Source organism: Arthrobacter oryzae (assembly GCF_003634095.1).
In the GTDB taxonomy this organism is placed as follows: domain Bacteria; phylum Actinomycetota; class Actinomycetes; order Actinomycetales; family Micrococcaceae; genus Arthrobacter; species Arthrobacter oryzae.
On sequence record NZ_RBIR01000003.1, the window covers coordinates 481,133 to 505,441 of the forward strand.

Annotated in this window: 27 protein-coding genes; 19 read left to right on the top strand and 8 right to left on the bottom strand. The window is 68.9% G+C overall.

Annotated features, from left to right (window positions below; all coding sequences use genetic code 11):
- Positions 1 to 88: 88 nt before the first annotated feature.
- Positions 89 to 523 (bottom strand): DoxX family protein, encoded by a 435-nt coding sequence (locus C8D78_RS09850; RefSeq protein ID WP_120953039.1) that lies wholly within the window; start codon positions 521 to 523, stop codon positions 89 to 91.
- Positions 524 to 701: 178 nt separating this feature from the next.
- Between C8D78_RS09850 and C8D78_RS09855 the strand changes: the two genes are divergently transcribed.
- The 3 genes from C8D78_RS09855 (at position 702) to C8D78_RS09865 (ending at position 3,125) form a co-directional block, all read left to right on the top strand.
- A complete protein-coding gene (locus C8D78_RS09855) occupies positions 702 to 2,057 on the top strand; it encodes an MATE family efflux transporter (protein ID WP_244208330.1) in 1,356 nt (451 codons plus the stop codon).
- A 26-nt stretch (positions 2,058 to 2,083) separates the two neighbouring features.
- Positions 2,084 to 2,677, top strand: coding sequence for a hypothetical protein (locus C8D78_RS09860; protein ID WP_208641918.1), 594 nt, complete (start codon positions 2,084 to 2,086; stop codon positions 2,675 to 2,677).
- A gap of 82 nt (positions 2,678 to 2,759) precedes the next feature.
- Complete coding sequence (locus C8D78_RS09865) at positions 2,760 to 3,125, top strand: hypothetical protein (RefSeq protein WP_120953046.1); 366 nt, start codon at positions 2,760 to 2,762, stop codon at positions 3,123 to 3,125.
- An 81-nt stretch (positions 3,126 to 3,206) separates the two neighbouring features.
- Here C8D78_RS09865 and C8D78_RS09870 read toward each other — a convergent pair whose 3' ends face one another.
- Complete coding sequence (locus tag C8D78_RS09870) at positions 3,207 to 3,749, bottom strand: CGNR zinc finger domain-containing protein (RefSeq protein ID WP_120953049.1); 543 nt, start codon at positions 3,747 to 3,749, stop codon at positions 3,207 to 3,209.
- Between the two features lie 216 nt (positions 3,750 to 3,965).
- Between C8D78_RS09870 and C8D78_RS09875 the strand changes: the two genes are divergently transcribed.
- Both C8D78_RS09875 and C8D78_RS09880 read left to right on the top strand, forming a co-directional pair.
- The gene (locus tag C8D78_RS09875) at positions 3,966 to 4,919 is read left to right on the top strand and encodes an EamA family transporter (RefSeq protein ID WP_120953321.1); all 954 of its coding nucleotides are present in this window, start codon (positions 3,966 to 3,968) and stop codon (positions 4,917 to 4,919) included.
- 98 nt (positions 4,920 to 5,017) lie between these two features.
- A complete protein-coding gene (locus tag C8D78_RS09880; RefSeq protein ID WP_120953052.1) occupies positions 5,018 to 5,290 on the top strand; it encodes a DUF2277 domain-containing protein in 273 nt (90 codons plus the stop codon).
- 45 nt (positions 5,291 to 5,335) lie between these two features.
- Here C8D78_RS09880 and C8D78_RS09885 read toward each other — a convergent pair whose 3' ends face one another.
- From C8D78_RS09885 to C8D78_RS09900, 4 genes are all read right to left on the bottom strand, one after another.
- Positions 5,336 to 7,630 (bottom strand): heavy metal translocating P-type ATPase, encoded by a 2,295-nt coding sequence (locus C8D78_RS09885; protein ID WP_120953055.1) that lies wholly within the window; start codon positions 7,628 to 7,630, stop codon positions 5,336 to 5,338.
- A 57-nt stretch (positions 7,631 to 7,687) separates the two neighbouring features.
- The gene (locus C8D78_RS09890; protein WP_120953058.1) at positions 7,688 to 7,918 is read right to left on the bottom strand and encodes a heavy-metal-associated domain-containing protein; all 231 of its coding nucleotides are present in this window, start codon (positions 7,916 to 7,918) and stop codon (positions 7,688 to 7,690) included.
- 66 nt (positions 7,919 to 7,984) lie between these two features.
- The gene (locus tag C8D78_RS09895; protein WP_120953061.1) at positions 7,985 to 8,344 is read right to left on the bottom strand and encodes a metal-sensitive transcriptional regulator; all 360 of its coding nucleotides are present in this window, start codon (positions 8,342 to 8,344) and stop codon (positions 7,985 to 7,987) included.
- Positions 8,345 to 8,555: 211 nt separating this feature from the next.
- Complete coding sequence (locus C8D78_RS09900) at positions 8,556 to 9,041, bottom strand: universal stress protein (protein ID WP_120953064.1); 486 nt, start codon at positions 9,039 to 9,041, stop codon at positions 8,556 to 8,558.
- A gap of 150 nt (positions 9,042 to 9,191) precedes the next feature.
- On the opposite strand from C8D78_RS09900, the gene C8D78_RS09905 reads away from it, so the two are divergent.
- From C8D78_RS09905 to C8D78_RS09915, 3 genes are all read left to right on the top strand, one after another.
- Complete coding sequence (locus C8D78_RS09905) at positions 9,192 to 9,401, top strand: hypothetical protein (protein ID WP_120953323.1); 210 nt, start codon at positions 9,192 to 9,194, stop codon at positions 9,399 to 9,401.
- A 104-nt stretch (positions 9,402 to 9,505) separates the two neighbouring features.
- A complete protein-coding gene (locus tag C8D78_RS09910; protein WP_120953067.1) occupies positions 9,506 to 10,636 on the top strand; it encodes a WD40/YVTN/BNR-like repeat-containing protein in 1,131 nt (376 codons plus the stop codon).
- Between the two features lie 8 nt (positions 10,637 to 10,644).
- Positions 10,645 to 10,959: a MoaD/ThiS family protein gene (locus C8D78_RS09915; RefSeq protein WP_244208331.1), complete on the top strand. Its 315-nt coding sequence runs from the start codon at positions 10,645 to 10,647 to the stop codon at positions 10,957 to 10,959.
- A gap of 4 nt (positions 10,960 to 10,963) precedes the next feature.
- Here C8D78_RS09915 and C8D78_RS09920 read toward each other — a convergent pair whose 3' ends face one another.
- Positions 10,964 to 11,200 carry a hypothetical protein gene (locus tag C8D78_RS09920; RefSeq protein ID WP_120953070.1) on the bottom strand — a complete coding sequence of 79 codons (237 nt, stop codon included), beginning with the start codon at positions 11,198 to 11,200 and terminating at the stop codon, positions 10,964 to 10,966.
- Positions 11,201 to 11,363: 163 nt separating this feature from the next.
- Between C8D78_RS09920 and C8D78_RS09925 the strand changes: the two genes are divergently transcribed.
- Entirely contained in the window at positions 11,364 to 12,452 is a 1,089-nt protein-coding gene (locus tag C8D78_RS09925) for an ATP-dependent DNA ligase (RefSeq protein ID WP_120953073.1), read from the top strand.
- A gap of 132 nt (positions 12,453 to 12,584) precedes the next feature.
- Here C8D78_RS09925 and C8D78_RS09930 read toward each other — a convergent pair whose 3' ends face one another.
- Positions 12,585 to 13,901: an MFS transporter gene (locus tag C8D78_RS09930; protein ID WP_120953076.1), complete on the bottom strand. Its 1,317-nt coding sequence runs from the start codon at positions 13,899 to 13,901 to the stop codon at positions 12,585 to 12,587.
- A 225-nt stretch (positions 13,902 to 14,126) separates the two neighbouring features.
- On the opposite strand from C8D78_RS09930, the gene C8D78_RS09935 reads away from it, so the two are divergent.
- The 10 genes from C8D78_RS09935 to C8D78_RS09980 all read left to right on the top strand — a co-directional run bounded on the left by C8D78_RS09935 (position 14,127) and on the right by C8D78_RS09980 (position 24,309).
- Positions 14,127 to 14,969, top strand: a complete 843-nt coding sequence (locus C8D78_RS09935) for an IclR family transcriptional regulator (protein ID WP_208641919.1) — start codon at positions 14,127 to 14,129, stop codon at positions 14,967 to 14,969.
- A 170-nt stretch (positions 14,970 to 15,139) separates the two neighbouring features.
- Positions 15,140 to 16,021 (top strand): shikimate dehydrogenase, encoded by an 882-nt coding sequence (locus C8D78_RS09940; RefSeq protein WP_120953079.1) that lies wholly within the window; start codon positions 15,140 to 15,142, stop codon positions 16,019 to 16,021.
- Complete coding sequence (locus tag C8D78_RS09945) at positions 16,021 to 18,036, top strand: bifunctional sugar phosphate isomerase/epimerase/4-hydroxyphenylpyruvate dioxygenase family protein (RefSeq protein WP_120953082.1); 2,016 nt, start codon at positions 16,021 to 16,023, stop codon at positions 18,034 to 18,036. The genes C8D78_RS09940 and C8D78_RS09945 overlap by 1 nt, the downstream gene beginning before the upstream one ends.
- A gap of 42 nt (positions 18,037 to 18,078) precedes the next feature.
- On the top strand, positions 18,079 to 18,975 hold the full coding sequence (gene pcaH, locus C8D78_RS09950) for a protocatechuate 3,4-dioxygenase subunit beta (protein ID WP_120953085.1): 897 nt from the start codon (positions 18,079 to 18,081) through the stop codon (positions 18,973 to 18,975).
- Positions 18,968 to 19,543, top strand: coding sequence for a protocatechuate 3,4-dioxygenase subunit alpha (gene pcaG / locus C8D78_RS09955; RefSeq protein ID WP_120953088.1), 576 nt, complete (start codon positions 18,968 to 18,970; stop codon positions 19,541 to 19,543). The genes pcaH and pcaG overlap by 8 nt, the downstream gene beginning before the upstream one ends.
- Positions 19,540 to 21,090: a lyase family protein gene (locus tag C8D78_RS09960; RefSeq protein ID WP_120953091.1), complete on the top strand. Its 1,551-nt coding sequence runs from the start codon at positions 19,540 to 19,542 to the stop codon at positions 21,088 to 21,090. Before pcaG ends, C8D78_RS09960 begins: the two co-directional genes overlap by 4 nt.
- Positions 21,083 to 21,901, top strand: coding sequence for an alpha/beta fold hydrolase (locus tag C8D78_RS09965; RefSeq protein ID WP_120953094.1), 819 nt, complete (start codon positions 21,083 to 21,085; stop codon positions 21,899 to 21,901). Before C8D78_RS09960 ends, C8D78_RS09965 begins: the two co-directional genes overlap by 8 nt.
- Positions 21,898 to 22,398, top strand: coding sequence for a 4-carboxymuconolactone decarboxylase (gene pcaC, locus C8D78_RS09970; protein WP_120953097.1), 501 nt, complete (start codon positions 21,898 to 21,900; stop codon positions 22,396 to 22,398). Before C8D78_RS09965 ends, pcaC begins: the two co-directional genes overlap by 4 nt.
- Positions 22,395 to 23,594 carry a thiolase family protein gene (locus C8D78_RS09975; protein ID WP_120953100.1) on the top strand — a complete coding sequence of 400 codons (1,200 nt, stop codon included), beginning with the start codon at positions 22,395 to 22,397 and terminating at the stop codon, positions 23,592 to 23,594. Before pcaC ends, C8D78_RS09975 begins: the two co-directional genes overlap by 4 nt.
- Before the next feature lie 13 nt (positions 23,595 to 23,607).
- Positions 23,608 to 24,309, top strand: coding sequence for a 3-oxoacid CoA-transferase subunit A (locus C8D78_RS09980; RefSeq protein ID WP_120953103.1), 702 nt, complete (start codon positions 23,608 to 23,610; stop codon positions 24,307 to 24,309).

Consider the following 24,309-nt stretch of genomic DNA (forward strand, 5'->3'; position numbering starts at 1 on the left):
CGCCATAACGGGCCAATATACGACGGCGGGCGGCCGCCGTAAGGGGGCCACCCGCCGGGGAGCGCTGAAAGGTGCCGGGGCAACGGCCTTAGGCGAGGACGCGGAGCCTCGAGGCGCTGCGGCCGAAAAGCGCCTTGTCCACCGAGGCGTTGCCGGCGCCGACTAGGGCCACGGCGACGGCGGCCGCAGCCAGGATCAGGACGAGCTCGTAGCCGCCGGTTGCGACGAAGACGCCGGCGCCGGCGTGGACCAGGATCAGGGCACCGAGCATGTCCAGTGCAAGGAGTGCGGCGAACACGCGGGTGAGCACGCCCAGGATCAGTGCGACGCCGCCGACGAGTTCGAGGGTGGCTACGACGGGAGCCACAACCTGGGCCGCCGGGACTCCCATCTGGGTGAACGCTGCCTGGGTGCCGGAGATGGTGAACTCGTTGAACTTCTGCCAACCGTGCGCGGCGAACAGGAAGCCCGTGATGACGCGCAGGATGGTCCGGGCGGAGGTGGTCAGTGCGGGCTGGTTCATGATGGGCCCTTTCTGGGGTCGGGACGCTGTGGCGGCAAAGCCGGAATGCCGGCCGGCAACAGCCGGAAGGTTGTAGTTTCAACTTTAATGTTGTCGTCATTTAGTTGTCATGTCAACTAAATGACGCGGGAAGGCGGCGTGCCCGACGGTGTTCCATGCGCCCCGCTAGGGTTAAGCCGTGCCTTCCTCGCCTCCGCTGTCCGTGACCGTGCTGCCCTCCGCGGGGCACCGGCGGGAAATTCTCCGGCTCGCCGTGCCGGCCTTTGGTGCCCTCATCGCCGAACCCCTGTTCCTGCTCGCTGATTCGGCCATCGTGGGCCACCTCGGGGTGGCCGAGCTGGCCGGCGTCGGGCTGGCATCGGCGGTGCTTCACACGGCCGTGGGACTCATGGTGTTCCTCGCATACTCCACGACGCCGGCAGTGGCACGGGCCATCGGCAATGGCAAGTTGGCCAAGGCCCTCGCTGCCGGACGGGACGGCGTCTGGCTGGCGCTCGTGCTGGGGCTCGTCCTGGCGGTGGCCGGGTTCGTGGCGGCGGGGCCGCTCCTGGAGCTGATGGGTGCCCGCGGCGACGTGCACAGCTTCGCCGTGGACTACCTCCGGGGGTCCATGCCGGGCCTCGTGGCGATGCTGCTGATCTTCGCGGGCACCGGTGTGCTGCGGGGACTCCAGGACACCCGGACCCCCCTGGCCGTAGCGGCCGCCGGCTTCACCCTGAACATCGGGCTGAACGTGGTGCTCGTGTACGGGCTGGGCTGGTCAGTGACCGGCTCGGCGGTGGGCACGAGCATCGCGCAATGGGCCATGGCGGCCGTGTATGTGCTGATGGTCGGGCGCAACGCCCGCAACCACGGAGTGTCCCTGTTGCCGGACTGGCGCGGCATCCGGGCCCTGACCAGGGTGGGCTCCTGGCTGATGATGCGCACGCTCAGCCTGCGCATCGCGATTCTCGCCACGGTGGTGGTGGCTACGGCGCAGGGCCCCGTTAATCTCGCCGCGCACCAGCTGGCCATGACCATATTCACGTTCTTCGCCTTCGCGCTGGACGCCCTCGCGATTGCGGCTCAGGCCCTGATCGGCAAGGCACTCGGCGCGGGGCGGCCCGCGGAGGTGCGCACGCTGACGCGCACCATGACGCGGTGGGGGCTGGGCTTTGGCGTCCTGACCGGGATCCTGCTCGCCGTTGCAGCGCCGTGGGCGGGTGCCCTTTTCACCGCCGACGCCGACGTCCGGGCGGCGCTGACTCTCGCGCTATGGATGCTTGCCGCCGGGCAGCCGCTCGCCGGATATGTGTTCGTCCTCGACGGCGTCCTCATCGGGGCGGGAGACGCCCGCTACCTGGCGATCGCCGGCGTCGTCAATCTCGCCGCCTACCTGCCGCTCCTGCTGGCGGTGGGGTATTCCGGCGCCGGCGGGGGCGCGGGACTGCTCTGGCTCTGGGCCGCTTTCTCCCTGGGCTACATGGCGGCACGGGCGCTGACGCTGGGCCTGCGCGCCCGGACGGACCGGTGGATGATCCTCGGTGCGACGTGAATCCGGCTTCGCACTAAACTGGACGGGTGACTCTCCCCGCAGCGCCTGACGCGACCCCTGCCCTCCGCGCCGCGGCCGACCTCTGGAAGCCTGTGCTTGTCAGGGCCGCCGTCGCGCTCGTATTCGGCGCCGTGACCGTGTTCTGGGCCGCCCCACCCGAGGCGGGCATGGGCTGGGCCGGCGGTATCTACCTGCTGGCCACCGGGGTGGCGGTGATTTGGACTGCCACCAAGGCCGGATTCCGTCCACGGGAAGGCGCAGGCAAGATCTTGTCGGCCGGCGGATCCGTCCTTGCCGGAGCCGGCGCGGCCGTAGCGTTGATGCCCTCATCCCTCGTTTTCGGAACAATCGCGGCCGTGGGTCTGGGCGCGGCGGGCGCGGCGGAACTGGCCGCAGGCATTCTGGGCCGCGGCCGGTCCGTGCTGGCCCGCGACTGGATCGCCTCCGGCGTGATCGGCCTGGGCACCGCGATGGCGCTGCCGTTCTTCATCGGCCTCGGCGCGCACGCGCTCCTCGGCGTTGCGGGCGGCGGGGCCATCATCAGCGGGGTCCTGTGGGTGCTTTCGGGTCTTACCCTGCGGCACGATGCTCGGGGCAATTCCGCCGAGGCCGTAAACTAGTACGGACAGGTTCTACCCGGCGTAGAACGATTGCGGTAACAAGACAGCCACGCTTCGGCGCCGGCTGCAGGAGGAAATCACGTTGGCACAGCAGAAACCCGGAGCGCCCCGCAGCCTGCGGACCTCGGTCAAGGGACCGCTCATGTTCTCCGCTTTCTGGGCCGTGGTGGTTTTCTTCGGCGTCCTGATTTTCGCCTCGGGCGGCAGTTCCCGCCCGCCGCGCTTCGACCTCGCCCTTACGGGCGCAGGGATCGCCTTCATTGTCATCCTCGTGGTGGCCGCCATGCTCTCGATGAGCCACAAGGACAACGCCGAGGACCTCGGGAAGGGCTCCGGCGTCAATCTCAGTTCCAAGCGGACCCCGGCGGGCCACGGCGGCCCGTCAGCCCAGTCCGGGCCCGAGGACCGCGGCGCCGGCGATTCCCGCGGCGACTCACCGCAGGCCTAGGCTTGGCACGGCGGGTCTGAGCGCCCGGCAGGCCTTAAGTTCCGCGGGTGTTCGTTCCGGCAGGTTCCAGTGCCGCAGGCGTCAGGAAACCGCTTTCCGCGCCCGGTACGCCGCGACGTGTGCCCGGTTGGCGCAGTTACCTGTATCGCAGTAACGCTTGGAGCGGTTTCGGCTCAGATCCAGCACGACGGCGTCGCAGTCGTCCGCGGCGCACACCAGCAGCCGGTCCATTTCCTTGCTGCGGATCACATCGACAATCGCCATGGCTGCCTCCGTGCTCATCCGGTCGGCCAGCGGGGCCTCCGGCGTCGTGGCGTGCAGATGCCAGTCCCAGGGGTCGTGCTTGACCAACTGGGGGAGCGCCCCGGCCTCCCGGAGCAGCCGGTTCACCGTCTCCGCGGCCGTCGCCTCGTCCGCCAGCCAGAGCTCGGTGAGCTCGCCGCGCAGCCGCCGCACGCTTGCCAGCTCCGCCTCGTCCCGGGTCCGGGAGCCGGTGAAGCCCTCAGCGTCCAGAAAGTCGTCCAGATCCTTGAGGGTGGCCAAATGTTCGCCACCGTTGGCGGCGGTGTTGATGAGGTTGACGACCGAACGCAGAGCCACTTCTGTGTCAGGGGCAAAAACCATCTTGACTCCTTACCTTGCCGCGGCGTAATGTCATGAGCATAACCCTATTTTACTCCTGACAGGAGAATGCCCGTGCCTGCCCCCCAGCGCCCCGTTGCCGTTCCGGATCGAGACCTTGCCGCCCAGCGGACCGCCTCCACGCCGGACGCGGCCCCGCGCGGCGCGGGGCCGGCCGTTGGGCAGGGAACCGGGCAGCCGGGCGCGGCACGGGGCTTCATGGCCTCGGGCCTCGGCGTCGCCCTGTTCTCGTCCGCAGTGTTCGGACTCTCCGGATCGTTCGCCAAGGCGCTCCTGGAGACCGGCTGGACACCCGGTGCGGCCGTCACGGCCCGGCTCACGGGTGCGGCCCTTATTCTGGCCATCCCCGCCATTCCCGCCCTGCGCGGGCGTTGGCACCGGCTCCGCGACAACTGGCTGACCGTCCTGCTGTTTGGATTCATCGGCGTCGCCGCCTGCCAGCTGTTCTACTTCAACGCCGTGTCCCGGCTCTCGGTCGGCGTCGCGCTGCTGCTGGAGTACCTCGCGCCGGTGCTGATCGTGCTCTGGCTGTGGGTGGCGAGCCGGAAGCGGCCGCGGCCCCTGACCATTGCCGGCACCCTGCTGTCGCTTGGCGGCCTGATCCTGGTCCTGGACCTTACGGGAGCCGTAAGGATCGACCTCATCGGAGTGCTGTGGGGAATCGCGGCCGCCGTCTGCCTCGCCATCTACTTCTTCATCACGGCCAAGGAAAATGACACACTGCCGCCCATCGTCCTGGCCTCCGGCGGCCTCATGGTGGGCGCCGTCGTCATGTGGCTGACGGCGGCAACCGGGTTGCTGCCGATGACCTTCAGCACCGCCGACACGCGGCTGGGACCCTGGATCACCCCGTGGTGGGTGGCGCTGGGCGGCCTCGTGGTCCTGGCCACGGTTGTGGCATACGTGTCCGGAATTGTCGCCGCGCGGGCGCTCGGCTCGAAAGTGGCGTCCTTTGTCTCGCTCACCGAGGTGCTGTTCGCCGTCATCTGGGCGTGGCTGCTGCTCGGCGAACTGCCTGGACCCGTCCAGCTCCTGGGCGGACTGCTGATCGTCGGGGGCGTGATGCTGGTCCGGCTGGACGAACTCCGGGCCCCGTCCGGAGCCGGTGCGGCGGCGCTGGACCACGCGAACGACTGCGAGCCCGTGCCGTAAGAGGCCATGTCGCCCGGCGCCGGCATTCTGCTCGCCGGGTGCGCCCTTTCACGCCCGTGCCCCTCGTTCCCGGACGCGAAGGCGTTTAGCATGGGCATATGTGCCGAAACATCCGGACCCTCCACAATTTTGAGCCCCACGCGACCACCGCCGAGGTGGAGGCCGCAGCCCTGCAATATGTGCGCAAGATCAGCGGCAGCACCAACCCGTCCAAGGCCAATGAAGAGGCCTTCAACCGGGCCGTGCACGAGATTGCCCATGCCACGCAGCACCTGCTTGACGCCCTGGTGACCCACGCCCCGGCCAAGGACCGCGGGGAGGAAGCCGCCAAGGCGAAAGCCAAGGCAGCCGTCCGCTTCGGCGCGGCCTGAGGGACGCTGGCCGGCCGGAGGGCGGCCTACGTGCCTGTGCCGCGCTTACTTGCCGAAGCTGCGCAGACGCAGCGAGTTAGCCACCACAAGCACTGAACTCGCGGCCATCGCTGCGCCGGCGATCATCGGGTTCAGCAGGCCCAAGGCGGCGACGGGAATGCCTACAGCGTTGTAGAAGAACGCCCAGAAGAGGTTTGTCTTGATGGTCGCCAGGGTCCGCCGGGACAGCTCGATGGCCTGCGCAACCTGGCCGAGGTCGCTGCCCATGACGGTGAGGTCGGCGGCCTCGATGGCGACGTCGGTGCCGGAGCCCATCGCGATGCCGAGGTCCGCCTGGGCCAGCGCCGCGGCGTCGTTGACGCCGTCGCCGGCCATCGCAACGGTGGCCCCGCCGGACTGCAGCTTCCGCACCGCCTCGACCTTGCCCTCCGGCAGCACGCCCGCGAACACATCTTCCGGAGCGATTCCGACGGCGGCGGCCACCTGCGCGGCCACCGCGGCGTTGTCCCCCGTCACGAGGATCGGCCGGAGCCCGAGGCTGCGCAGCCGCGAGATCGCCGCAGCGGATCCCGGCTTGAGCGTATCCCGCAGGCTGATGATGCCGGCGGGCTTCCCGTCCACGGCGAGCCAGATCGCTGTGGCCCCGGAGCGTTCGGCGGCGTCGAGGACCTCCAGCTGCCCGGCGGTGGGAGCAATGCCGTTCTGCTCCAGCCATCCCAAACGGCCTGCCGTCACGAGCCGGCCCCGGACGGTTCCCTGGACTCCGCCACCGGGAGCGGAGCGGAAATCGACGACGGCGGGAAGGCTGCCGGAGCCGCCGTCGCGGGGCCCGGCCGAGAGCGCCGAAGCCGCAATGGCACGGGCGATCGGGTGCTCGGAGGCGTTCTCCACGGCCCCGGCCAGACTCAATACCTCGGCCTCGCCGTACGCTCCGAAGCCCTGGATGCCGTCCACGGCCAGCCGGCCGGTGGTGACGGTTCCGGTTTTGTCCAGCAGGATAGTGTCCACGGTCCGGGTGTCTTCCAGGACCTGCGGGCCTTTGATGAGGATGCCGAGCTGGGCGCCTCGGCCGGTCCCGGTCAGCAGCCCCACCGGCGTGGCCAGCCCCAGGGCGCACGGGCACGCAATGACCAGCACGGCCACAGCGGCGGTGAAGGCAGCCCGGACGCCGTCTGGTCCGGCTGCCGGTCCCGCAGCTAGAAACCACGCGCCGAAGGTCAGGGCCGCGACGGCGAGGACGACAGGCACAAAGACGGCGCTGATCCGATCTGCGAGCCGGGCGATGGGAGCTTTTCCCGTCTGCGCCGCCGAGACCAGCCGTCCCATCTGCGCCAGGGTGGTTTCCGAGCCGACGCGGGTCGCCCGGACCAGGAGCCGGCCCGAGGTGTTGATGGTGGCCCCGATGACCTGGCTGTCCGGACCGACCTCTACCGGCACCGATTCCCCGGTCACCAGCGAGGCGTCCACGGCCGAGGAACCGTCCAGGACCACGCCGTCCGTTGCGATCTTCTCGCCCGGGCGGACAACCATCAGGTCTCCCACCAGCAGCTGCCCGGCCGGAACCTTTTCCTCCCGGCCGTGGCGCAGCACGGTTGCATCCTTGGCGCCAAGGCTGAGCAGTGCCCTGAGCGCATCACCGGCCCTGCGCTTGGCGCCGGCCTCCAGGTACCGGCCCAAAAGCAGGAAGGTGGTAACCACGGACGCGACCTCGAAATAGAGGCTGCCGGAGCCGGGGCCTTCCATGGCCGGGTGCTCGGTCAGGCGCGGATCTGCCAGGAGCTGACCGACGGAGAACGCGTAGGCGGCGATCACGCCGATGGAAACAAGGGTGTCCATGGTCGAGGCCCCGTGCCGGGCGTTGGCCGCCGCGGCCCGGTGGAACGGCCACGCCGCCCAGGCGACCACCGGGAGGGCAAGGGCCGCGGCCACCCAGCCCCAGTTCGGGAACTGCAGCGCCGGGATCATCGAGATCGCGAAAACCGGGACGGTGAGGGCGGCTGCCACGAAGAGCCGGGGGCGGAGCCTGGCTGCTGCCGAGCCGGGCGCCACCCCGTCGCCGGCGGGAGGTGCCGTCGGCTCGGCCGCGCGCGTGTCCCGGGCCGGGCGGATGGTGGCCTTGTAGCCTGCCGCCGCCACTGTGGCGGTGATTTCAGCGTCCGTGATGGCCGCCGGCACGGTGACGCGGGCGGACTCGAGGGGGAGATTGACGGTGGCCTCGACGCCGTCGAGCTTTCCGAGCTTGCGTTCGACGCGGCCGACGCAGGAGGCGCAGGTCATGCCCTCGATCTCGAGGTCGACGACGCGGCGTCCGGCTTGATCCAGCAACTGCTCGGTACTCACGGTGCCTTCCTGTTCTTACGCTTGTTCCCTGGGTGCAGTCCGGGGCGTGTAGGTCCCTCAGGCTTCGCTGGCGACCATCAAGTAGCCCGCTTCGGCGACAGCCTCGCCGATCTCGGCGGAGGACAGAGTGCCGGTGGAGGTGATGGTGACGGTGGAGATGCCGCCGGCTTTCAGGTCGACATCGACAGCTTCGACGCCTGAGAGTGCCTCAATTTCTTCACTGACGGAGGACACGCAGTGGCCGCAGGTCATGCCGGAAACGTTGACAGTGGTGGAAACGGTGGCCATGGCGTGCTCCTTGTCGCTGGGCAGGTGTGGTTCCCTGGCCCGGTGGTGTGGTGGATGGTTCAGGTTCTAGCGCAGGAGGCGCCCGATGGCGTCGGTGGCCTCTTTGACCTTGAAATCAATGGCTTCAGCGCGAAGTTCCGGATTCGGCTCGGAGGCGGCTCCGACCACGCAGTGGCCGATGTGCTCCTCCACGAGCCCCAGGCTTACGGCGTGCAAGGCCTTCGTGACAGCGGCGACCTGGGTGAGGATATCAATGCAGTACTTGTCCTCGTCAACCATCCGGGCGATGCCGCGCACCTGGCCTTCGATCCGCTTGAGCCGGCGCAGGTACGCCTCCTTGTTGGCGGTGTACCCGTGCTCGTGGGGCGCCGGCTCCGTGGGGGCCGGTTCCAGGGGGTTAGCGACGGCAACTTCGGGCTGGCTCATGCCCCAAACATATACCCCCTAGGGGTATGTTTCAAGTGTCCGGGGCCATTCCGCGGGCATGCTCCGGAAATTAAAGAGCTCCGGAGTGCGTTATTGGGGGATACGCACTCCGGAGCAGCTTTTGGGGTAGGCGTCGGTTCCTTCGGCCTACACATTGAGCTTACTCGGCGGTAGACGGATAGCGCCAGCACCTCGAATAACAACTTTCGGTTTATTTTCTCGCGGCCGGAACGATCAGGATCGGATGCTCCTGATGGTGGCTCAGCCAGGCCGCCACGGAGCCGTTGAGCGCGGCGGTAATGCGGTGGCCCATGCCGCGTTCGGGTGTCCCCACCACGATCATGAGTGCGTTGGCATCCGTAGCGAGCTTCCCGATCGCCCGGGCAGGGTCGCCCGCGAGCGTGCGCAGGGTCCACTCGACGCCCAGGCCCGCGCAGTGTTCCTCCAGGACCGCATGCAACTTCTGGGTTGTCTCCCGGATCCGGGCGTTGTCAGCATCCGGATGCCGTGAGAGCCGGTGCGCGGACCGGGCCGGATCCCACTCCACGAGGTAGCTTGCCTCATCCACGTAGGCGCAGACCATGGGCGCCGCGAGGCGCTTGGCGAGCATTGCCGCGGTCTGCAGCACCTCGGGGTGCTGTCCCGGAAGCACGCCCACCACGAGAGGCGACGGGCCGTTGACAGACTCTGCGGACATACTTCATTGTTGCGGCGTGACGCGGCCCTGAACAGGGGCTTACTCCCCGTTCGCGCGGCTCCGGGGTTGCGGGCGCTCCTTGCCGCCGCTTCCCTTGAACACCCCGGGAACGGGGCCTACGGTTGAAGGACACAGGAGGAGGTGGCCGCCGTGGAGATTTACATGTGGTGGCTGGATCTGGATTTGGCGAGCAAGGAATGGCTCCGGGAAAACCTCCGGACCGCCGAATTGCCCGAGGCCGTGCAACGGGGGATCGCCGATGCCGGCGGACCGCGGACCGGCGAACTGCCCGCCGGCGGCGCGGCTCTGACGGTCGCGGACTGGGACTTCATCGAGACGCAGTCGGAGTTCGTCGACTGATGGCGCAATCCGGACGGGCAGGACATTGACGGCGCCGTGCGGTTGAGCCGGAATCTTGCGGCGCCGGAAGAAAACCATTGCGGCCTTCCGACGCGGATGGTTGCATGGGGGGCATGGCTACTGCAGATAGTTACGTCCTGGCGATCGGCACCAAGAAAGGTCTCTGGCTGGCGACGAGCCCGGACCGCAAAGACTGGTCCCTTTCCGGCCCGCACTTCCTGATGAGTGAAGTCCCAAGTATCGGCATCGATACCCGGGACGGCCGGACCCGGATCCTTGTGGGCGTCCGTTCCGAGCATTGGGGTCCCACCGTTTTCCACTCGGATGACCTGGGCGAGACCTGGAACGAACCCGAAAACGGCGCCATCACCTTCCCCGACGGTACCGATGCCGCACTGGAACGGGTCTGGCAGATTTATCCCGACGCCGACTCCCGTCCCGGCGTCGTGTGGGCAGGCTGCGAGCCGATCTCGGTGTGGAAATCGACCGACGGCGGCGAACACTTCGAACTCAACACGGGCCTCTGGGACCACCCGCACCGCAGCGAATGGGGTGCCGGCTACGGTGGGGCGGCGGCGCACTCGATCGTCGTTGACCCTACGGGTGAGAAGGTCCACGTTGCCATGAGCACGGGAGGGGTCTACCGCTCCCTCGACGGCGGGGCCTCCTGGGAGCCGCGCAATAAAGGGATCTCCGCGCGCTTCATGCCGGATCCCTTCCCGGAATTCGGCCAGTGCGTCCACAAGATCGCCGCGGACGCCGCCGTCGACGGCCGGCTGTACGCGCAGAACCACCACGGTGTCTACCGCAGCGACGACGACGCCGAATCGTGGGAGTCGATCGCCGAGGGGCTGCCGGCGGACTTCGGCTTTGTCATGCTGACGCATCCGCGCCGGGCCGGCACGGCCTGGGTGATCCCGCTGAAGGCCGACGGCGAGCGGATTCCGCCGGACGGGAAGCTGGCGGTGCACCGGACCGATGACGCCGGAGCCAGCTGGAAACGGCTCGACGCCGGGCTGGCGAACCCCGAGTACAACGCCGTGCTGCGCGATGCTGCGTGCGTCGACGAGGCCGAGCCTGCAGGGGTCTACTTCGGAACTCGCGGCGGCAGCGTCTACGCCAGCGCCGACGAGGGGGAGAATTTCACGGAAGTCGCCTCGCACCTGCCGGACGTATTGTGCGTGCGGGCAGCAGCCGTCACCGCGGCCCTGCTGCCGGCCCAGTCAAAGGGATAGGCGGGGGCGTGAATACCGGCCTGCCTGCACCCCCGGATTCAGCGATCAGTGTGGTCCTGCCCAGCGTCCTCCAACCGCTCGCCGGCGGGCAGTCGGTCCTGACTGCGCCCGCGGAGGCGGCGGTTACGGTGGCGTGGCTGCTGGACACGGTGACCGGGGAGTACCCGGCACTGTCGCGGCGGCTGCGGGACGAGACCGGATCCGTTCGCCGTTACGTGAATATATACGTCAACGGGAATGAGATTCGGCGGCTGCAGGGCTTGGTGACGCCGGTGGCGCCCGGCCAAGAGGTCCTTGTCATCCAGTCCGTGGCAGGAGGCTGACGGCTCAGGCGACCCGCCACACGGTGCATTCGTCCGCGTTGATTGCCTTGCGCATGCCGGAATGGCGGTCCATGATCCACACGACGCCGATCCCGGGGGCTGTTTCCTGGACGCTGCCGCGGCGGATCACGACGTCGTCATAGTTCGGGCCGACACGCAGGCGCGCCTCGATCTCGTCGCCGCGGTGCAGCTGGTCGAGGGCGCGGATCCGGGTTACATGGGCTTTCGCTTCCTTCAACATGGCGGGGCCTCCTGGACTGGAGCTGGAAGTGCCTGCTCTTGCCGGCACTTCCAGTGTCCGGCGCCAATGTTGCGGCTGCGTTTCGGCACGGTAAGGGGCCGGTTTATTTTTTCGCGGCGCCGGGGGCTGGCGGCGCCGGGTCCGCGGCGCAAGAATGGGCGATATGCGACTGCCGCTGATGCCTCCCGTGGCGCCCATGCTGGCCAAAGCCCTTCCCGCGCTGCCGGCGCCGGACGCCGGAACGGGCTGGCTGTATGAACCGAAGTGGGACGGCTTCCGCTCCATCATCTTCCGGGATGGCGACGAGGTGGAGATCGGCAGCCGGAACGGCAAGCCGATGACGCGCTATTTCCCCGAACTCGTCCCGGCGCTGAAGGCGCAGTTGCCGGAACGCTGCGTGGTGGACGGCGAGATCATCCTGGTGGCGGCCTCCGGGGACCGGCTCGACTTCGACGCACTCCAGCAGCGGATCCATCCGGCCGCCAGCCGGGTGAGGCTGCTCGCGGAGCAGACCCCGGCGCGCTTCGTGGCCTTCGACCTGCTGGCCCTCGGGGACGAGGACCTCACGGGAAAACCCTTCGCGGAACGCCGGCAGGAGCTTGAACGCGTGCTCGCAGCCAGCGCGGCACCGGTCCATCTCACTGCCGCGACCCCCGACCGGGACACGGCCCAGCGCTGGTTCCGCCAGTTCGAGGGCGCCGGACTCGACGGCATCGTGGCCAAGGCGCTGGACGGCACCTATCAGCCGGACAGGCGGGCGATGGTTAAGGTCAAGCACGAACGCACCGCGGACTGCGTGCTCGCGGGATACCGGGTGCACACGTCCGGCGCGGACAGGATCGGCTCGCTCCTGCTGGGGCTCTACGACGCCGCGGGGGTTCTGGCGAGCGTCGGGGTGGTGGGCGCCTTCCCGATGGCGCGGCGCAAGGAGCTGTTTGCCGAGCTGCAGGAGCTGGTCGCCGGATTCGAGGACCACCCCTGGGCCTGGGGCCGGCAGGAGGAGGGGACGCGGACGCCGCGGAATGCCGAGGGGAGCCGCTGGAGCGGCGGCAAGGACCTGTCCTTCGTTCCGCTCCGGCCCGAGCGCGTGGTGGAAGTGAAGTACGACCATATGGAGGGGGCACGGTTCCGCCATACGGCCCAGTTCGTGCGCTGGCGTCCCGACCGCGATCCGCGCTCCTGCACGTATGAGCAGCTGGAGGAGCCGGTGAAGTTCGATCTGGCCTCGGTGCTCAGCGCCGGCAACGGCTAGTCGCGGCCGGCCTCCTCTGCGCTCCTTCCCGGTTGCTTTTCCGGCCGTGCCCCGACACACCGAAAAGCCCGGCGTGTCCTGTGGACACGCCGGGCAATCGGGCCGGCAAGCGGGCGGGAGCGCAGCTCCGGCTTAGCGGAGGCCGAGTTCCTTGGTGGGGACCCGGAACGTTTCCTTGGCCGTCAGTGCCGCGACGGCGGCGATCACGCAGATGACTGCGGTGAAGATGGTGATCTGGACCCAGCCGCCGGGCTTGATGCCACCCATCGCAGCCACGATCGCCGGGGCAAACCCGGCCATCAGGAAGCCCAGCTGGGTGCCGATCGCCAGGCCGGAGAACCGGACATTGGTGCTGAACATCTCGGCGTAGAAGGAGGGCCAGACGGCGTTCGCCGCAGCGTAGCCGAAGGAGAAGAACGCGACGGCGGCCAGGAACATCTGCGGGACGCTGCCGGACTCGAGGCTTAGCAGGAAGACCGGGGTCAGGACGGCGCTGGACAGGGCGCCGTAGATGAAGACCGGCTTGCGGCCGATCCTGTCCGCGAGCATGCCGAACAGCGGCTGGGTGCCCAAGGCCAGGAAATTGGCGCCGACCACCAGCCAGAGGGTGGTGGTGCCGTCCACACCGGCGACGTTCTTGGCGTAGCTGATGGCCAGGGTCCCGAAGACGGTGGACACGGCGGCGATGAAGGCGCAGGCAATGACGCGGAGCACGTCGCGCCAGTGGCTCTTGAGCAGGTCGGCAACGGGGAGCTTGGAGATCTGGGCGGTCTGCCGGGCTTCCTCGAATGCCGGCGGCTCGTGCAGGGTGCGGCGGATGAAGAACGCGATGAGTACCACCACTGCGCTGAGCCAGAACGGGATGCGCCAACCGATGGTGTATTTGATGTCATCAGGCAAGGCCAGGACCGGAATGAAGACGAGGGCGGCGAGGATCTGGCCGCCCTGGGTGCCGGTCAGGGTCCAGGAGGTGAAGAAGGACCGGCGGTTGTCCGGGGCGTGCTCGAGCGTCATGGAGGAGGCGCCGGCCTGCTCGCCGGCCGCGGAGAAGCCCTGGCAGAGACGGGCCAGCACCAGCAGAGCCGGAGCCCACCAGCCAACCGTCTTGAAGTCCGGCAGGCAGCCGATGACGAAGGTGGAGGCGCCCATCAGCAGCAGCGTGAACATGAGGACCTTCCGGCGGCCCACCCTGTCGCCGAAGTGGCCCAGGACGACGGCGCCGATCGGGCGGGCCACATAGGCGAACCCGAAGGTGGCGAACGACATGATCGCCGCGTTGGTGTCGGCGTCCGGGAAGAAGACGTGCGGGAAGATCAGCGCCGCTGCGGAGCCGAAGATGAAGAAGTCGTAATACTCGACGGCGCTGCCCAGGAAACTGGCAAGGGCCGCCTTCTTTGGCGTCCCTCCGGTGATGGTACCCGGCGTCGTGGACGGGACGGTGTGGCTCATGATGTTCCTTTTGTGTGACGACGTTGTCGCGGATGGATCAGGAAGGTCTCGGCTGCCGCTTGGTTAAGTGTGGTGCAGCCGGAGGTCCGTGGAAAGACCCGGACTAGTAGCCACATGGTGGGAGCTACTTGTGCCATGTAGCAATTTTGGCTGTGAGCGTGGTCACTTGTCAAGAAAAATAATCACCATCTAGAAATAGCTCTCACTATGTGGGAACATCGTTTCATGAGGGTGAATCAAGCCACAGACGAGACCGCCGCCCCCGAGTACGCGGCGGAAGCCGCTGCCAAGCCGGCTAGGGCCGCCAAGGAAGACTCGCGGACGGACATGGTGGGCAAGGCCCTGGGGCTCCTGGTCCTGCTGGGCGACGAGCCGCGCGGTGCCAGTGCCGCGGAGATCTCGCGCCGGGCCGAGCTGCCGTTCAGCACCACGTACCGCCTCCTCGGCTCGCTGACGCGGGACGGCTTTGTGGACTACGAGCCGGATGGCCGCCGCTACCATCTGGGCCTGCGTGTTTTTCAGTTGGGCCAGCGCGTCTCCAACCACCACGGCTTCGCCGGCACGGCATTGCCCATCCTGCGGCGGGTGACAGAGGAAACGGGCGAGGCCACCATCCTCTCGGTCCGGGACGGCCTCCACCACCTGACGGTCAACAAAGTGGACGGCCCGCAGACCTTCCGGGTCACCAGCGACCCCGGCCATCTCGGCGCACTGCACACCACCTCGGTGGGCAAGGCGCTGGTGGCGTTTGCCGATGACGCCACCCGGGCCCGGCTCCTTGAGGACCTGCCCCTGGAGCCGCTGACGGAGCACTCCATTACCGACCGTGAGGCGTTCCGGGCGGAAATAGAACTGGTCCGCCGCCGCGGCTACGCCACGATGGACCAGGAAAACGAGCTCGGCATGCGCGCCGTCGCCGTGCCCGTTTTGAATGCCCAGGGGCACGCCTTCGCCTCCCTCGCCACGGCCGTGCCCGTGTTCCGGCTGAGCATGGAGGCCCTCGTGGCCCTGGTGCCCCTCCTGCAGGCGGCCGCGGCGGAGTTGTCCGCCCGCCTGCCCCAGCAGTGACCGTCCGCGGCTGAGGCCACAGGCGCCGATGCCGTAATAATATGTTCGTCATTCGAACACTAGTGCAACATGTGAACAAAGTCTGTAGTGTAATCCCTATCACCCGGCCCGCCGCGGACGCTGCAAAGCGTCACCGCCCGCCGAGTGCCGTTGTCAAAGGAGCTAACCGGATGAGCAATCGAGCAGAGTCCTTCCTCGTGGGCCTCGTGGGAGACGGCGTCATGCCCTCCCTCACGCCCTACATGCACGAACGCGAAGGCGACGTTCAGGGCCTCCGGTACCTCTACCGCCCCATCGACCTCATGGAACTCGGCCTGCCCGGCCAGGCCGTGGGAGAGCTCCTGGCCGGCGCCCGGAACCTCGGGTTCAACGGACTGAACATCACGCACCCCTGCAAGCAGCTCGTGCTGGACTACCTCGACGAGATCTCGCCCGACGCCCGGCGCCTCGGCGCCGTCAACACCGTGGTCATCCGCGACGGCCGCTTCATTGGCCACAACACCGACTTTTCCGGGTTCGCGGCCGCGCTGGCCTCCGGGCTCCCCGGCGCCACCTTGGACCGCGTGGTGCAGCTGGGGGCCGGCGGCGCCGGATCCGCCGTCGCCTACGCGTTGCTCACGGCGGGAGTCCGGGAGCTTGACCTCGTGGACACCGATGTGGCGCGCGGCGCCGCCCGCGCGGCCGAACTCGCCGGGTTTTTCCCGGGTCGGACCGTCACCGCGCGGACGACGGCAGAGCTGCCGCAACTCATGCCGCTGGCCGACGGACTCGTGCATTGCACCCCGGTGGGCATGGCGGCCCATCCGGGCGTGCCGCTGGACATGTCCCTCGTGGAGTCCCGGCACTGGGTGGCCGACATCGTGTACCGGCCCATCGAAACCGAACTCGTCCGGGCCGCCCGGGCCAAGGGCTGCGAGGTTCTCGACGGCGGCCGGATGGCCGTGGGCCAGGCGGCGGACTCCTTCCGGATCTTCACCGGGCGCGAGCCGGACGCCGACCGCATGCGGTCCCACTTCCTGGACCTCGTGGCCGCAGAAGAAGTGGCCGCCTGATGCGCACCGGGATCGCCACCGTCTGCCTGTCCGGAACCTTGCGGGAAAAGATGCAGGCTTGCGCCGTTGCCGGGTTCGACGGGATCGAAATTTTCGAACAGGATCTGGTCACGTCCCCGCTGAGCCCGGAAGACGTCCGCAAGCTGGCCGCCGATCTCGGCCTGACCTTGGACCTTTACCAGCCGTTCCGCGACTTCGACAGCGTTCCCGAGGACTTGCTCGCCGCCAACCTGCGCCGCGCGGACGCCAAGTTCCGGCTCATGTCCCGCCTGGGCATGGACACCATGCTGCTGTGCTCCAACGTCGGCACCGCCACGATTGACGATGACGAGCTCCGGACCGCCCAGCTCGCCCGGCTCGCGGACCTCGCGGGGGAGCACGGCGTCAGGGTCGCCTACGAGGCCCTGGCCTGGGGGAAGTATGTCAACGACTACGAGCACGCCCACCGGCTGGTGGACCTGGTGGACCACCCCAACCTGGGCACCTGCCTGGACTCCTTCCACATCCTCTCCCGCGACTGGGACACCGCCCCGATCGGGGGTTTCAACGCGGACAAGATCTTCTTCGTCCAGGTGGCCGACGCCCCCAAACTGTCCATGGACGTGCTGTCCTGGAGCAGGCACTACCGGGTGTTCCCGGGTGAGGGCCAGTTCGACCTCGCCAAGTTCATGGGCCACGTGGTCCGCGCCGGCTACAGCGGCCCGGTGTCCCTTGAGGTCTTCAACGACGTCTTCCGCCAGGCCGACGTCGACCGCACGGCCGTCGATGCCATGCGGTCGTTGATCTGGCTCGAGGAGCAGAGCGCCCGGTGGCTCGAGGCCAACCCGGCCCCCGCCGCGGCCGGTGCGACGGGCGGCGTGGCCCCCGCAGGTGCCCGGCGCCGGTACCCGATGGAGCTCGCCACGCTGCCCCGGGTGGCCGAGCCCGCCGGATTCAACTTCGCCGAGGTCCGGGCCGGGGACACCGCCGGCCTGGAAACCCTGCTCGGCCAGCTGGGGTTTGCGTTCGACGGGCGGCACCGGACCAAGAACGTGCAATTGTGGACTATGGGCCATGCCCGTCTGATCATCAATGAAGAGCCGGCCGCGTCCGGCGGTGTCTCCGGTGGCGCCGCGGCCGGCGCCCCGGGCCAGCGGACGGCCGCCGACGCTCCCATTTCCGCAGCAATTTCGGCCGTGGGGTTCGACGTCGACTCTCCAGTCGTCGCCGCGGCACGCGCCCAGCAGCTCAAGGCACCCGCCGTGCCGCGCAAGAGCCAGGCCAACGAGGAAGTCTTCCAGGGCTTCGCGGCGCCAGACTCGACCGAGATCTTCCTGTGCCAGGGCACTCCGGACGGCATTCCAGCCTGGGTCGGTGAATTCGGGGAACCCGGGGTGTCCGCACAGGCATTGCCGCGGGACGCGTCAGGGGCCGGCGCGGTGATCGACCACGTGAACCTCGCCCAGCCGTGGCAGCACTTTGATGAGGCCGTCCTGTTCTACACGAGCGCCCTCGCGCTGGAACCTCAGCCGTACGCCGAGGTGGCCAGCCCCAGCGGACTGGTCCGGTCCCAGGTGATGCTGACACAGGACCGGGGCGTCCGGCTGGTGCTGAACCTGGCGCCGCTGCTGCAGCAGGAAGCCGCCGGAACGTCCGGGGCCGGCGGGTCCGGGACAGGGCACCGCCGCACCTACCAGGAACACGTGGCGTTCGCGGTGGATGACCTCGTGGCCACGGCCCGGGCGGCGCGGGACCGCGGCCTGGACTTCCTGCAGATCCCGGCGAACTACTACGAGGACCTCGATGCCCGGTTCGCGCTGGACCCCCAATTCCTGGCCACGCTCCGCGAGCTCAACCTGCTCTATGACCGTGACGCCGACGGCGAATTCCTGCATTTCTACACGGCGACGGTCGGCAGCGTGTTCTTCGAAATGGTGGAGCGCCGGGGAGCCTACGACGGCTACGGAGCGCCCAACGCCCCGGTACGGCACGCCGTCCAGTACGACCACCTGCACCAGCTAACCCGCAGTTCCTGATCCCCGCCCGAACAACAATCACACCAACGAAAGGAGGCTGCTGTGCCTGAAGAAATCAATCTGGAGATCTACAACGCGGATCCGCTGACCGAGGACGTGTCCGACGAAGCCACGGAGGCCGCACCGAAAACGTACGCGCCGCTCGATGCCGCCGCAGAGTCCCAGGCGGACCTCAGCGCGGAGATGAAGGCGATCGGCGAGGCCTACGCGCAGGCGCTCAAGAACGGCGCCCCGGCCGAAACCCAGCCGCGTCTTGACTACGCTCCGTACCGCAGCAGCGTCCTGCGCCACCCCACCAAGGACCTGCACCACGCGGACCCGGAAACCATCGAGCTCTACTCCCCGGCGTTCGGGCACATGGACGTGCACGCGCTGGAAGCGGACCTGACCATCCAGCACAACGGCGAACCGCTCGGCGAACGCATCGTCGTCTCCGGCCGCGTGCTCGACGGTGACGGCCGTCCCGTGGCCGGCCAGCTTGTGGAAATCTGGCAGGCGAACTCCGCCGGCCGCTACATCCACAAGCGGGACCAGCATCCGGCACCGCTGGACCCCAACTTCACCGGCGTCGGCCGCTGCATCACGGGTGCCGACGGCTCCTACAGCTTCACCACCATCAAACCCGGCGCCTACCCGTGGAAGAACCACCTCAACGCCTGGCGGCCCGCCCACATCCACTTCTCCCTGTTCGGGCAGGAGTTCACCCAGCGGATCATCACCCAGATGTACTTCCCCGGTGACCAGCTCTTCCCGCTGGACCCGATCTATCAGTCGATCGTGGACCAGGACGCCCGCGACCGGCTCGTGGCCACCTACAACCACGAGCAGACCAAGCCTGAATGGGCTCTGGCGTACAACTGGGACATTGTCCTGACCGGGTCCAAGCGCACCTGGACCGAAAACGAAGCCCTGGGAGCAGAAGGAGATGACCATGAGTAAACTCACCCCGACACCGGGCCAGACCGTGGGCCCGTTCTACGGCTACGCGCTGCCCTACGCCAAGGACCGCGAGCTCCTGGCCCCCGGCTCCCCGGGTTCCATCCGGCTCCAGGGCACTGTCTATGACGGCGCCGGCCACCCGATCCCGGACGCGATCCTGGAGATCTGGCAGGCAGACGCGGACGGCAAGGTGCCGCACCGCACGGGCTCCCTGGTTCGAGACGGCTACACCTTTACCGGCTTCGGCCGGAGCGCCGTGGGCAACACCGGCGACTTCACCTTCACCACGGTCAACCCGGGCCCCACCGAGGAGGGCGCGGCGCCGTTTATTGCCGTCGCCGTCTTTGCCCGGGGCTTGATGAACCGCCTGTTCACCCGGGTCTACCTGCCGGAGGACGAGGAGGCCCTGGCCAAGGATCCGCTCCTGTCCGCCCTGGCGCCGGACCGGCGCCGGACCCTCATAGCGCGCCGGGATGCCGACGGCGGATTGACCTGGGACATCCGTCTTCAGGGCGACGGCGAGACCGTGTTCCTGGACTTTAGCGACGCAGAGGGTGCCTCGAAGTGACCTTCTTCGAAACCGACGGCGATTTTGGCCTGCTGAGTCCCGTGGCGGCGTCGCCGATTGTGGCGGCGCTGACCGGGGACCGTGCCGTGCTCGCCGCCGTCTTGAAGGTCGAGGCGGCCTGGGCGGCGGTCCTGGACGAGACGGGCCTCGCCCCGGCCGGGTCCGCCGCGGTGGTGGCCGCCGCCGCGGACGTGCAGCGCTACGACGTCGCGGGCATCGCAGTCCGGGCGCAGGGCGGCGGCAACCCCGTTATCCCGCTGCTCGCCGACCTCCGCGAACAGGTCAGGAGCCTCGATAGTGCCGGCCTGGGCGCCGTCCAGGCGGTCCACACCTCGCTGACCAGCCAGGACGTACTCGACTCGGCCCTCATGTTGCTGGCCGCCGGGGCCGTCCGCGAGGTGCTCGCCGAGGTCAAGGCGGCCACGTCCGCCCTCGCCGCCCTTGCCGACGCCCATGCAGACACCCTTTGCGTCGGCCGGAGCCTGACCCAGCACTCGCTGCCCTACAGCTTCGGTCTGCGGGCCGCGCAGTGGTTCGCCGGGCTGGCCGCCGCCGCACGCCGGCTCGAGACCCTCGAGCTGCCGGTGCAGACCGGCGGCGCCGCCGGGACCCTTGCCGCCGGCACCGTGCTGACGTCCGGAGCCGGGCGGGACGCCGGGGCTGGAGCCGCCGCCGTGCCGCCCACCCCGTTCGACCTCGCGGACCGGCTCGCCGCCCGGCTGGGCCTGGCCACCGTTCCCGCCCCGTGGCACACCAACCGCCTGGCCGTGACCTCACTCGGCGATGCCCTGGCCGCCGTGACGGACGCGGCCGGGAAGCTGGCCGCCGACGTCCTGTTCCTGAGCCGGCCGGAAGTGGCTGAGCTCGCGGAACCCCGCGCGGCGGGACGCGGCGTGTCCTCGGCCATGCCGCAGAAGCAGAACCCGATGCTGTCCGTGCTGATCCGCAGCGCCGCCTTGCAGTCCCCGGCCCTGGCCGCACAGCTGCACCTCGCGGCGGCTAATTTCAACGACGAACGCCCCGACGGCGCCTGGCACAGCGAATGGGCCGCCCTGCGCCAGTTGCTCCGCCTGGCCCTGGGCGCCGCGGGTCTGCTGCGCGAACTCACCGAAGGGCTGCAGGTCTTCCCCGCGGCGATGCGCCGCAACCTCGGCCTCGCCGGACCGCTGCTGCTCTCCGAAGCTGTCAGCGCTGCCGTCGCGCCGCTTCTGGACGGCCCTCCGCCTTTGGACGTGCACGGCGCCGACGCGCGATCGGGCCGGACCGGCAAGCAACGCCTGCAGGACGTCGTGGACAAAACGCTCCAGGCCCCGGCCGCGGAGCAGGCGGGCACCTACCGGACACTGCTCCGCGCGGCAGTCCCCGCAGAGCTGCTGACGGACGCCCGGCTTGCGGAGCTCCTGGACCCTGCCAACTACCTCGGCCAGGCCGCCGTGATCTCCCGTCGCATCCTGGCGGCGTATCCGGAATACGCCGCAGGCTCGGCCTCACCGGGATACGACCGCTCCACCGCCCACCAACTCCAGAACGGAGCCCCCCGTGGCTAGACCCACTGTCAAAGCAGTCCTGCTCTCGCCCCAGCGCCCGCTCGGCGACAAGCCCCTCCTCGTCGTCGGGCCCTCGCTCGGGACGTCCTCGCTGCTCTGGAGCCAGGCCGGCACCATCCTTGGAGCCGACGCCGACGTCGTCGCCTGGGATCTTCCCGGGCACGGCGTCTCGCCCGCGGCGCAGGAGACCTTCACCGTCGCCGAACTGGCCGACGCCGTGATCGGCCTGGTCGATTCGATCGCCCCCGGCGCGCGCTTCCACTACGCCGGGGTGTCCCTCGGCGGGGCGACCGGCCTGCAACTGGGCATCAAGCACGGCGACCGGCTTAAGAGCCTCTCCGTGCAGTGCTCGGGCGCGAAAATCGGCACGCCCGGGGACTGGCTCGAACGCGCCGAAACCGTGCGCACGCAGGGTACCCCGGTAATGATCCAGGGCTCGGCGGAGCGCTGGTTCGCCCCGGGGTTCATGGAGCGTCAGCCCGAGCTCAGCGGCCGGCTCCTGCACACCCTCCGGGACGCCGACCGCTTCAGCTACGCCTTCTGCTGCGAGGCCCTGGCCGGCTTCGACGTGCGGGACCAGCTGGGCACCATCCGCGTCCCCACCCAGGTCATCGCCGGGGCCCTGGACTCTGTTGCCCCGCCGTCGATGGCCGAGGAAGTGGCCGCGGGCATCACGGCCGGCGGCGGCACCGCCACGGCCGTCAGCCTGGAGGGCGTGGCACACCTGGCGCCGTTCGAAGCGCCGGGCCACGTCGCCGAGCTGCTCAAGAGCCTCATCACCTGGACCGAGACGCAGGGAGCGCGCGAATGACCGGCGCCGAACTGACCGGGCCCGAACGCAATGGTGTAGTCCAGCCCGGCGCGACAAGCCAGGAGATCTACGACGGCGGCATGAAAGTCCGCCGCGAGGTCCTCGGCGCCGCGCACGTGGACCGCGCCAACGCGAACAAGGATTCCTTCACCGAGGACTTCCAGGACATGATCACCCGGATCGCCTGGGGCGGCATCTGGACCCGGCCCGGGATCAGCCGCCAGATGCGCTCAGCCGTCACCATTACCGCCATGGTGGCTCACGGGCACTGGGAAGAACTGGCCATGCACATCCGCGCAGCCATCACCAACGGCCTGAGCCGGGACGAGATCAAGGAAATCCTGCTCCAGACCGCGATCTACTGCGGGGTCCCCTCCGCCAACACCGCCTTCAAGACCGCGCAGCAGGTGTTCCATTCAATGGACAGCACAGCGATGGACGAAACAGACATGGACGCCGCAGCAGCGGATACCACTGAAATGGACAAGAAATCATGAACCAGGCTTTTGTGTACGACGCCGTGCGGACGCCCTTCGGGAAGTTCGGGTCCGGCCTTGCCGGCGTCCGACCGGACGACCTCGCCGCGCACGTGATCCGCGAGGCGGTGAAGCGTGCCCCGGGCCTCGACGTCGAGCGGATCGACGAAGTGGTGTTCGGCAACGCAAACGGCGCGGGCGAGGAAAACCGCAACGTCGCCCGGATGGGCACCCTGCTGGCCGGGCTGCCGGTCTCAATCCCGGGCACCACGGTCAACCGGCTGTGCGGATCCTCGCTGGACGCGGCGATCATCGCCTCCCGGCAGATCAACACCGGTGACGCCGAGCTCATGCTGATCGGCGGCGTCGAGTCGATGTCCCGCGCTCCTTGGGTGCTGCCCAAGACCGAGAAGCCCTACCCGGCCGGGGACTTGAACCTGGCCTCCACCACGCTGGGCTGGCGGCTGGTGAACCAGGCCATGCCGGCTGACTGGACCGTCTCCCTGGGCGAGGCCACCGAACGGCTGGCCGACAAGTACGGGATCACGCGCGAGGCGCAGGACGAGTTCTCCGCGGCCTCCCACAACCTGGCCGCCGCGGCGTGGGACGAGGGCTTCTATGACCGCTTGGTCACCCCGGTTCCGGGCACGGACCTGGTCCGCGACGAAGGCATCCGGGCGGGCTCCTCTGCGGAGAAGCTCGCAGGGCTCAAGACCGTATTCCGGACCGTGAACGGCACCGTCACCGCCGGGAACGCCTCGCCGCTCTCCGACGGCGCCTCTGCGGCGTGGCTGGGCAGCGAGGCCGCCGCCGGGCTGCTGGGGATGGACCCGCTGGCCCGCATCGCCGGGCGCGGCGCGCACGCGAACGACCCCCAGTATTTCGGCTACGCCCCGGTGGAGGCCGCGAACAAGGCCCTCGCGAAGGCCGGCATCGGCTGGGACCAGGTGGGCGCCGTCGAACTGAATGAGGCGTTCGCCGCGCAGTCCCTGGCGTGCATCAACGCCTGGGGCATCGACCCGGAAATCGTAAACCGGCACGGCGGCGCGATCGCCATGGGCCACCCGCTCGGCGCCTCTGGCGGACGCATCCTCGGCACCCTGGCCAGGTCCCTGCAGGCCTCCGGCCAGCGCTGGGGCGTCGCCGCCATCTGCATCGGCGTCGGCCAGGGCCTCGCCGTCGTCCTCGAAAACGTCACCGCCGACGCTTCGGCATAAGGAGAGCGCAGACATGCTGAATTTCATTGACACGGTCGGCGAGGCCGTCGCCGGCATCAAGGACGGCTCCACCGTCATGATCGGCGGCTTCGGTAATGCCGGCCAGCCGTTCGAACTCATCGACGCGCTACTGGACGGCGGCGCGACGGACCTGACCGTCGTGAACAACAATGCCGGCCAGGGCGACCAGGGCCTGGCCCTGCTGATCAAGGAGGGCCGGGTGAAGAAGATGATCTGCTCGTTCCCGCGGCAATCCGACTCCTGGCACTTCGACGCCAAGTACCGCGCCGGCGAGGTCGAGCTCGAACTCGTCCCGCAGGGGAACCTCGCCGAGCGGATCCGGGCCGCCGGCGCCGGGATCGGCGGGTTCTTCACGCCCACCGGCTACGGCACCATGCTCGCCGAGGGCAAGGAAACCCGCTACCTGGACGGCAAATGGCAGGTGTTCGAGACCCCCATCCACGCCGACGTCGCCCTCATCAAGGCGCTCACGGCGGACGGCAAGGGCAACCTCGTCTACCGCAAGACCGCCCGGAACTTCGGACCCATCATGGCCGCGGCCGCGAAACACACCATCGTCCAGGTCTCGGAGATCGTGCCCACGGGCAGCCTGGATCCGGAGACCATCGTGACCCCCGGAATCTACGTCAACAGCATTGTCCGTATCGATTCCAGCGGAGCTGCAGCCGCCGGCAAGACAGAACAGGTGGCCTGA

Excerpts from the sequence above, each read along its gene's own strand:
- C8D78_RS09925 (WP_120953073.1), top strand. The coding sequence starts at position 11,364 with ATGCGACTGCCGCTGATGCCTCCCGTGGCGCCCATGCTGGCCAAAGCC.
- C8D78_RS09850 (WP_120953039.1), bottom strand. The coding sequence starts at position 523 with ATGAACCAGCCCGCACTGACCACCTCCGCCCGGACCATCCTGCGCGTC.
- C8D78_RS09980 (WP_120953103.1), top strand. The coding sequence starts at position 23,608 with ATGCTGAATTTCATTGACACGGTCGGCGAGGCCGTCGCCGGCATCAAG.
- C8D78_RS09945 (WP_120953082.1), top strand. The coding sequence starts at position 16,021 with ATGCGCACCGGGATCGCCACCGTCTGCCTGTCCGGAACCTTGCGGGAA.
- C8D78_RS09880 (WP_120953052.1), top strand. The coding sequence starts at position 5,018 with ATGTGCCGAAACATCCGGACCCTCCACAATTTTGAGCCCCACGCGACC.
- pcaG (WP_120953088.1), top strand. The coding sequence starts at position 18,968 with ATGAGTAAACTCACCCCGACACCGGGCCAGACCGTGGGCCCGTTCTAC.
- C8D78_RS09930 (WP_120953076.1), bottom strand. The coding sequence starts at position 13,901 with ATGAGCCACACCGTCCCGTCCACGACGCCGGGTACCATCACCGGAGGG.
- C8D78_RS09910 (WP_120953067.1), top strand. The coding sequence starts at position 9,506 with ATGGGGGGCATGGCTACTGCAGATAGTTACGTCCTGGCGATCGGCACC.
- pcaC (WP_120953097.1), top strand. The coding sequence starts at position 21,898 with ATGACCGGCGCCGAACTGACCGGGCCCGAACGCAATGGTGTAGTCCAG.
- C8D78_RS09900 (WP_120953064.1), bottom strand. The coding sequence starts at position 9,041 with ATGTCCGCAGAGTCTGTCAACGGCCCGTCGCCTCTCGTGGTGGGCGTG.
- C8D78_RS09895 (WP_120953061.1), bottom strand. The coding sequence starts at position 8,344 with ATGAGCCAGCCCGAAGTTGCCGTCGCTAACCCCCTGGAACCGGCCCCC.
- C8D78_RS09870 (WP_120953049.1), bottom strand. The coding sequence starts at position 3,749 with ATGGTTTTTGCCCCTGACACAGAAGTGGCTCTGCGTTCGGTCGTCAAC.
- C8D78_RS09920 (WP_120953070.1), bottom strand. The coding sequence starts at position 11,200 with ATGTTGAAGGAAGCGAAAGCCCATGTAACCCGGATCCGCGCCCTCGAC.
- C8D78_RS09875 (WP_120953321.1), top strand. The coding sequence starts at position 3,966 with ATGGCCTCGGGCCTCGGCGTCGCCCTGTTCTCGTCCGCAGTGTTCGGA.
- C8D78_RS09940 (WP_120953079.1), top strand. The coding sequence starts at position 15,140 with ATGAGCAATCGAGCAGAGTCCTTCCTCGTGGGCCTCGTGGGAGACGGC.
- C8D78_RS09975 (WP_120953100.1), top strand. The coding sequence starts at position 22,395 with ATGAACCAGGCTTTTGTGTACGACGCCGTGCGGACGCCCTTCGGGAAG.
- C8D78_RS09935 (WP_208641919.1), top strand. The coding sequence starts at position 14,127 with ATGAGGGTGAATCAAGCCACAGACGAGACCGCCGCCCCCGAGTACGCG.
- C8D78_RS09890 (WP_120953058.1), bottom strand. The coding sequence starts at position 7,918 with ATGGCCACCGTTTCCACCACTGTCAACGTTTCCGGCATGACCTGCGGC.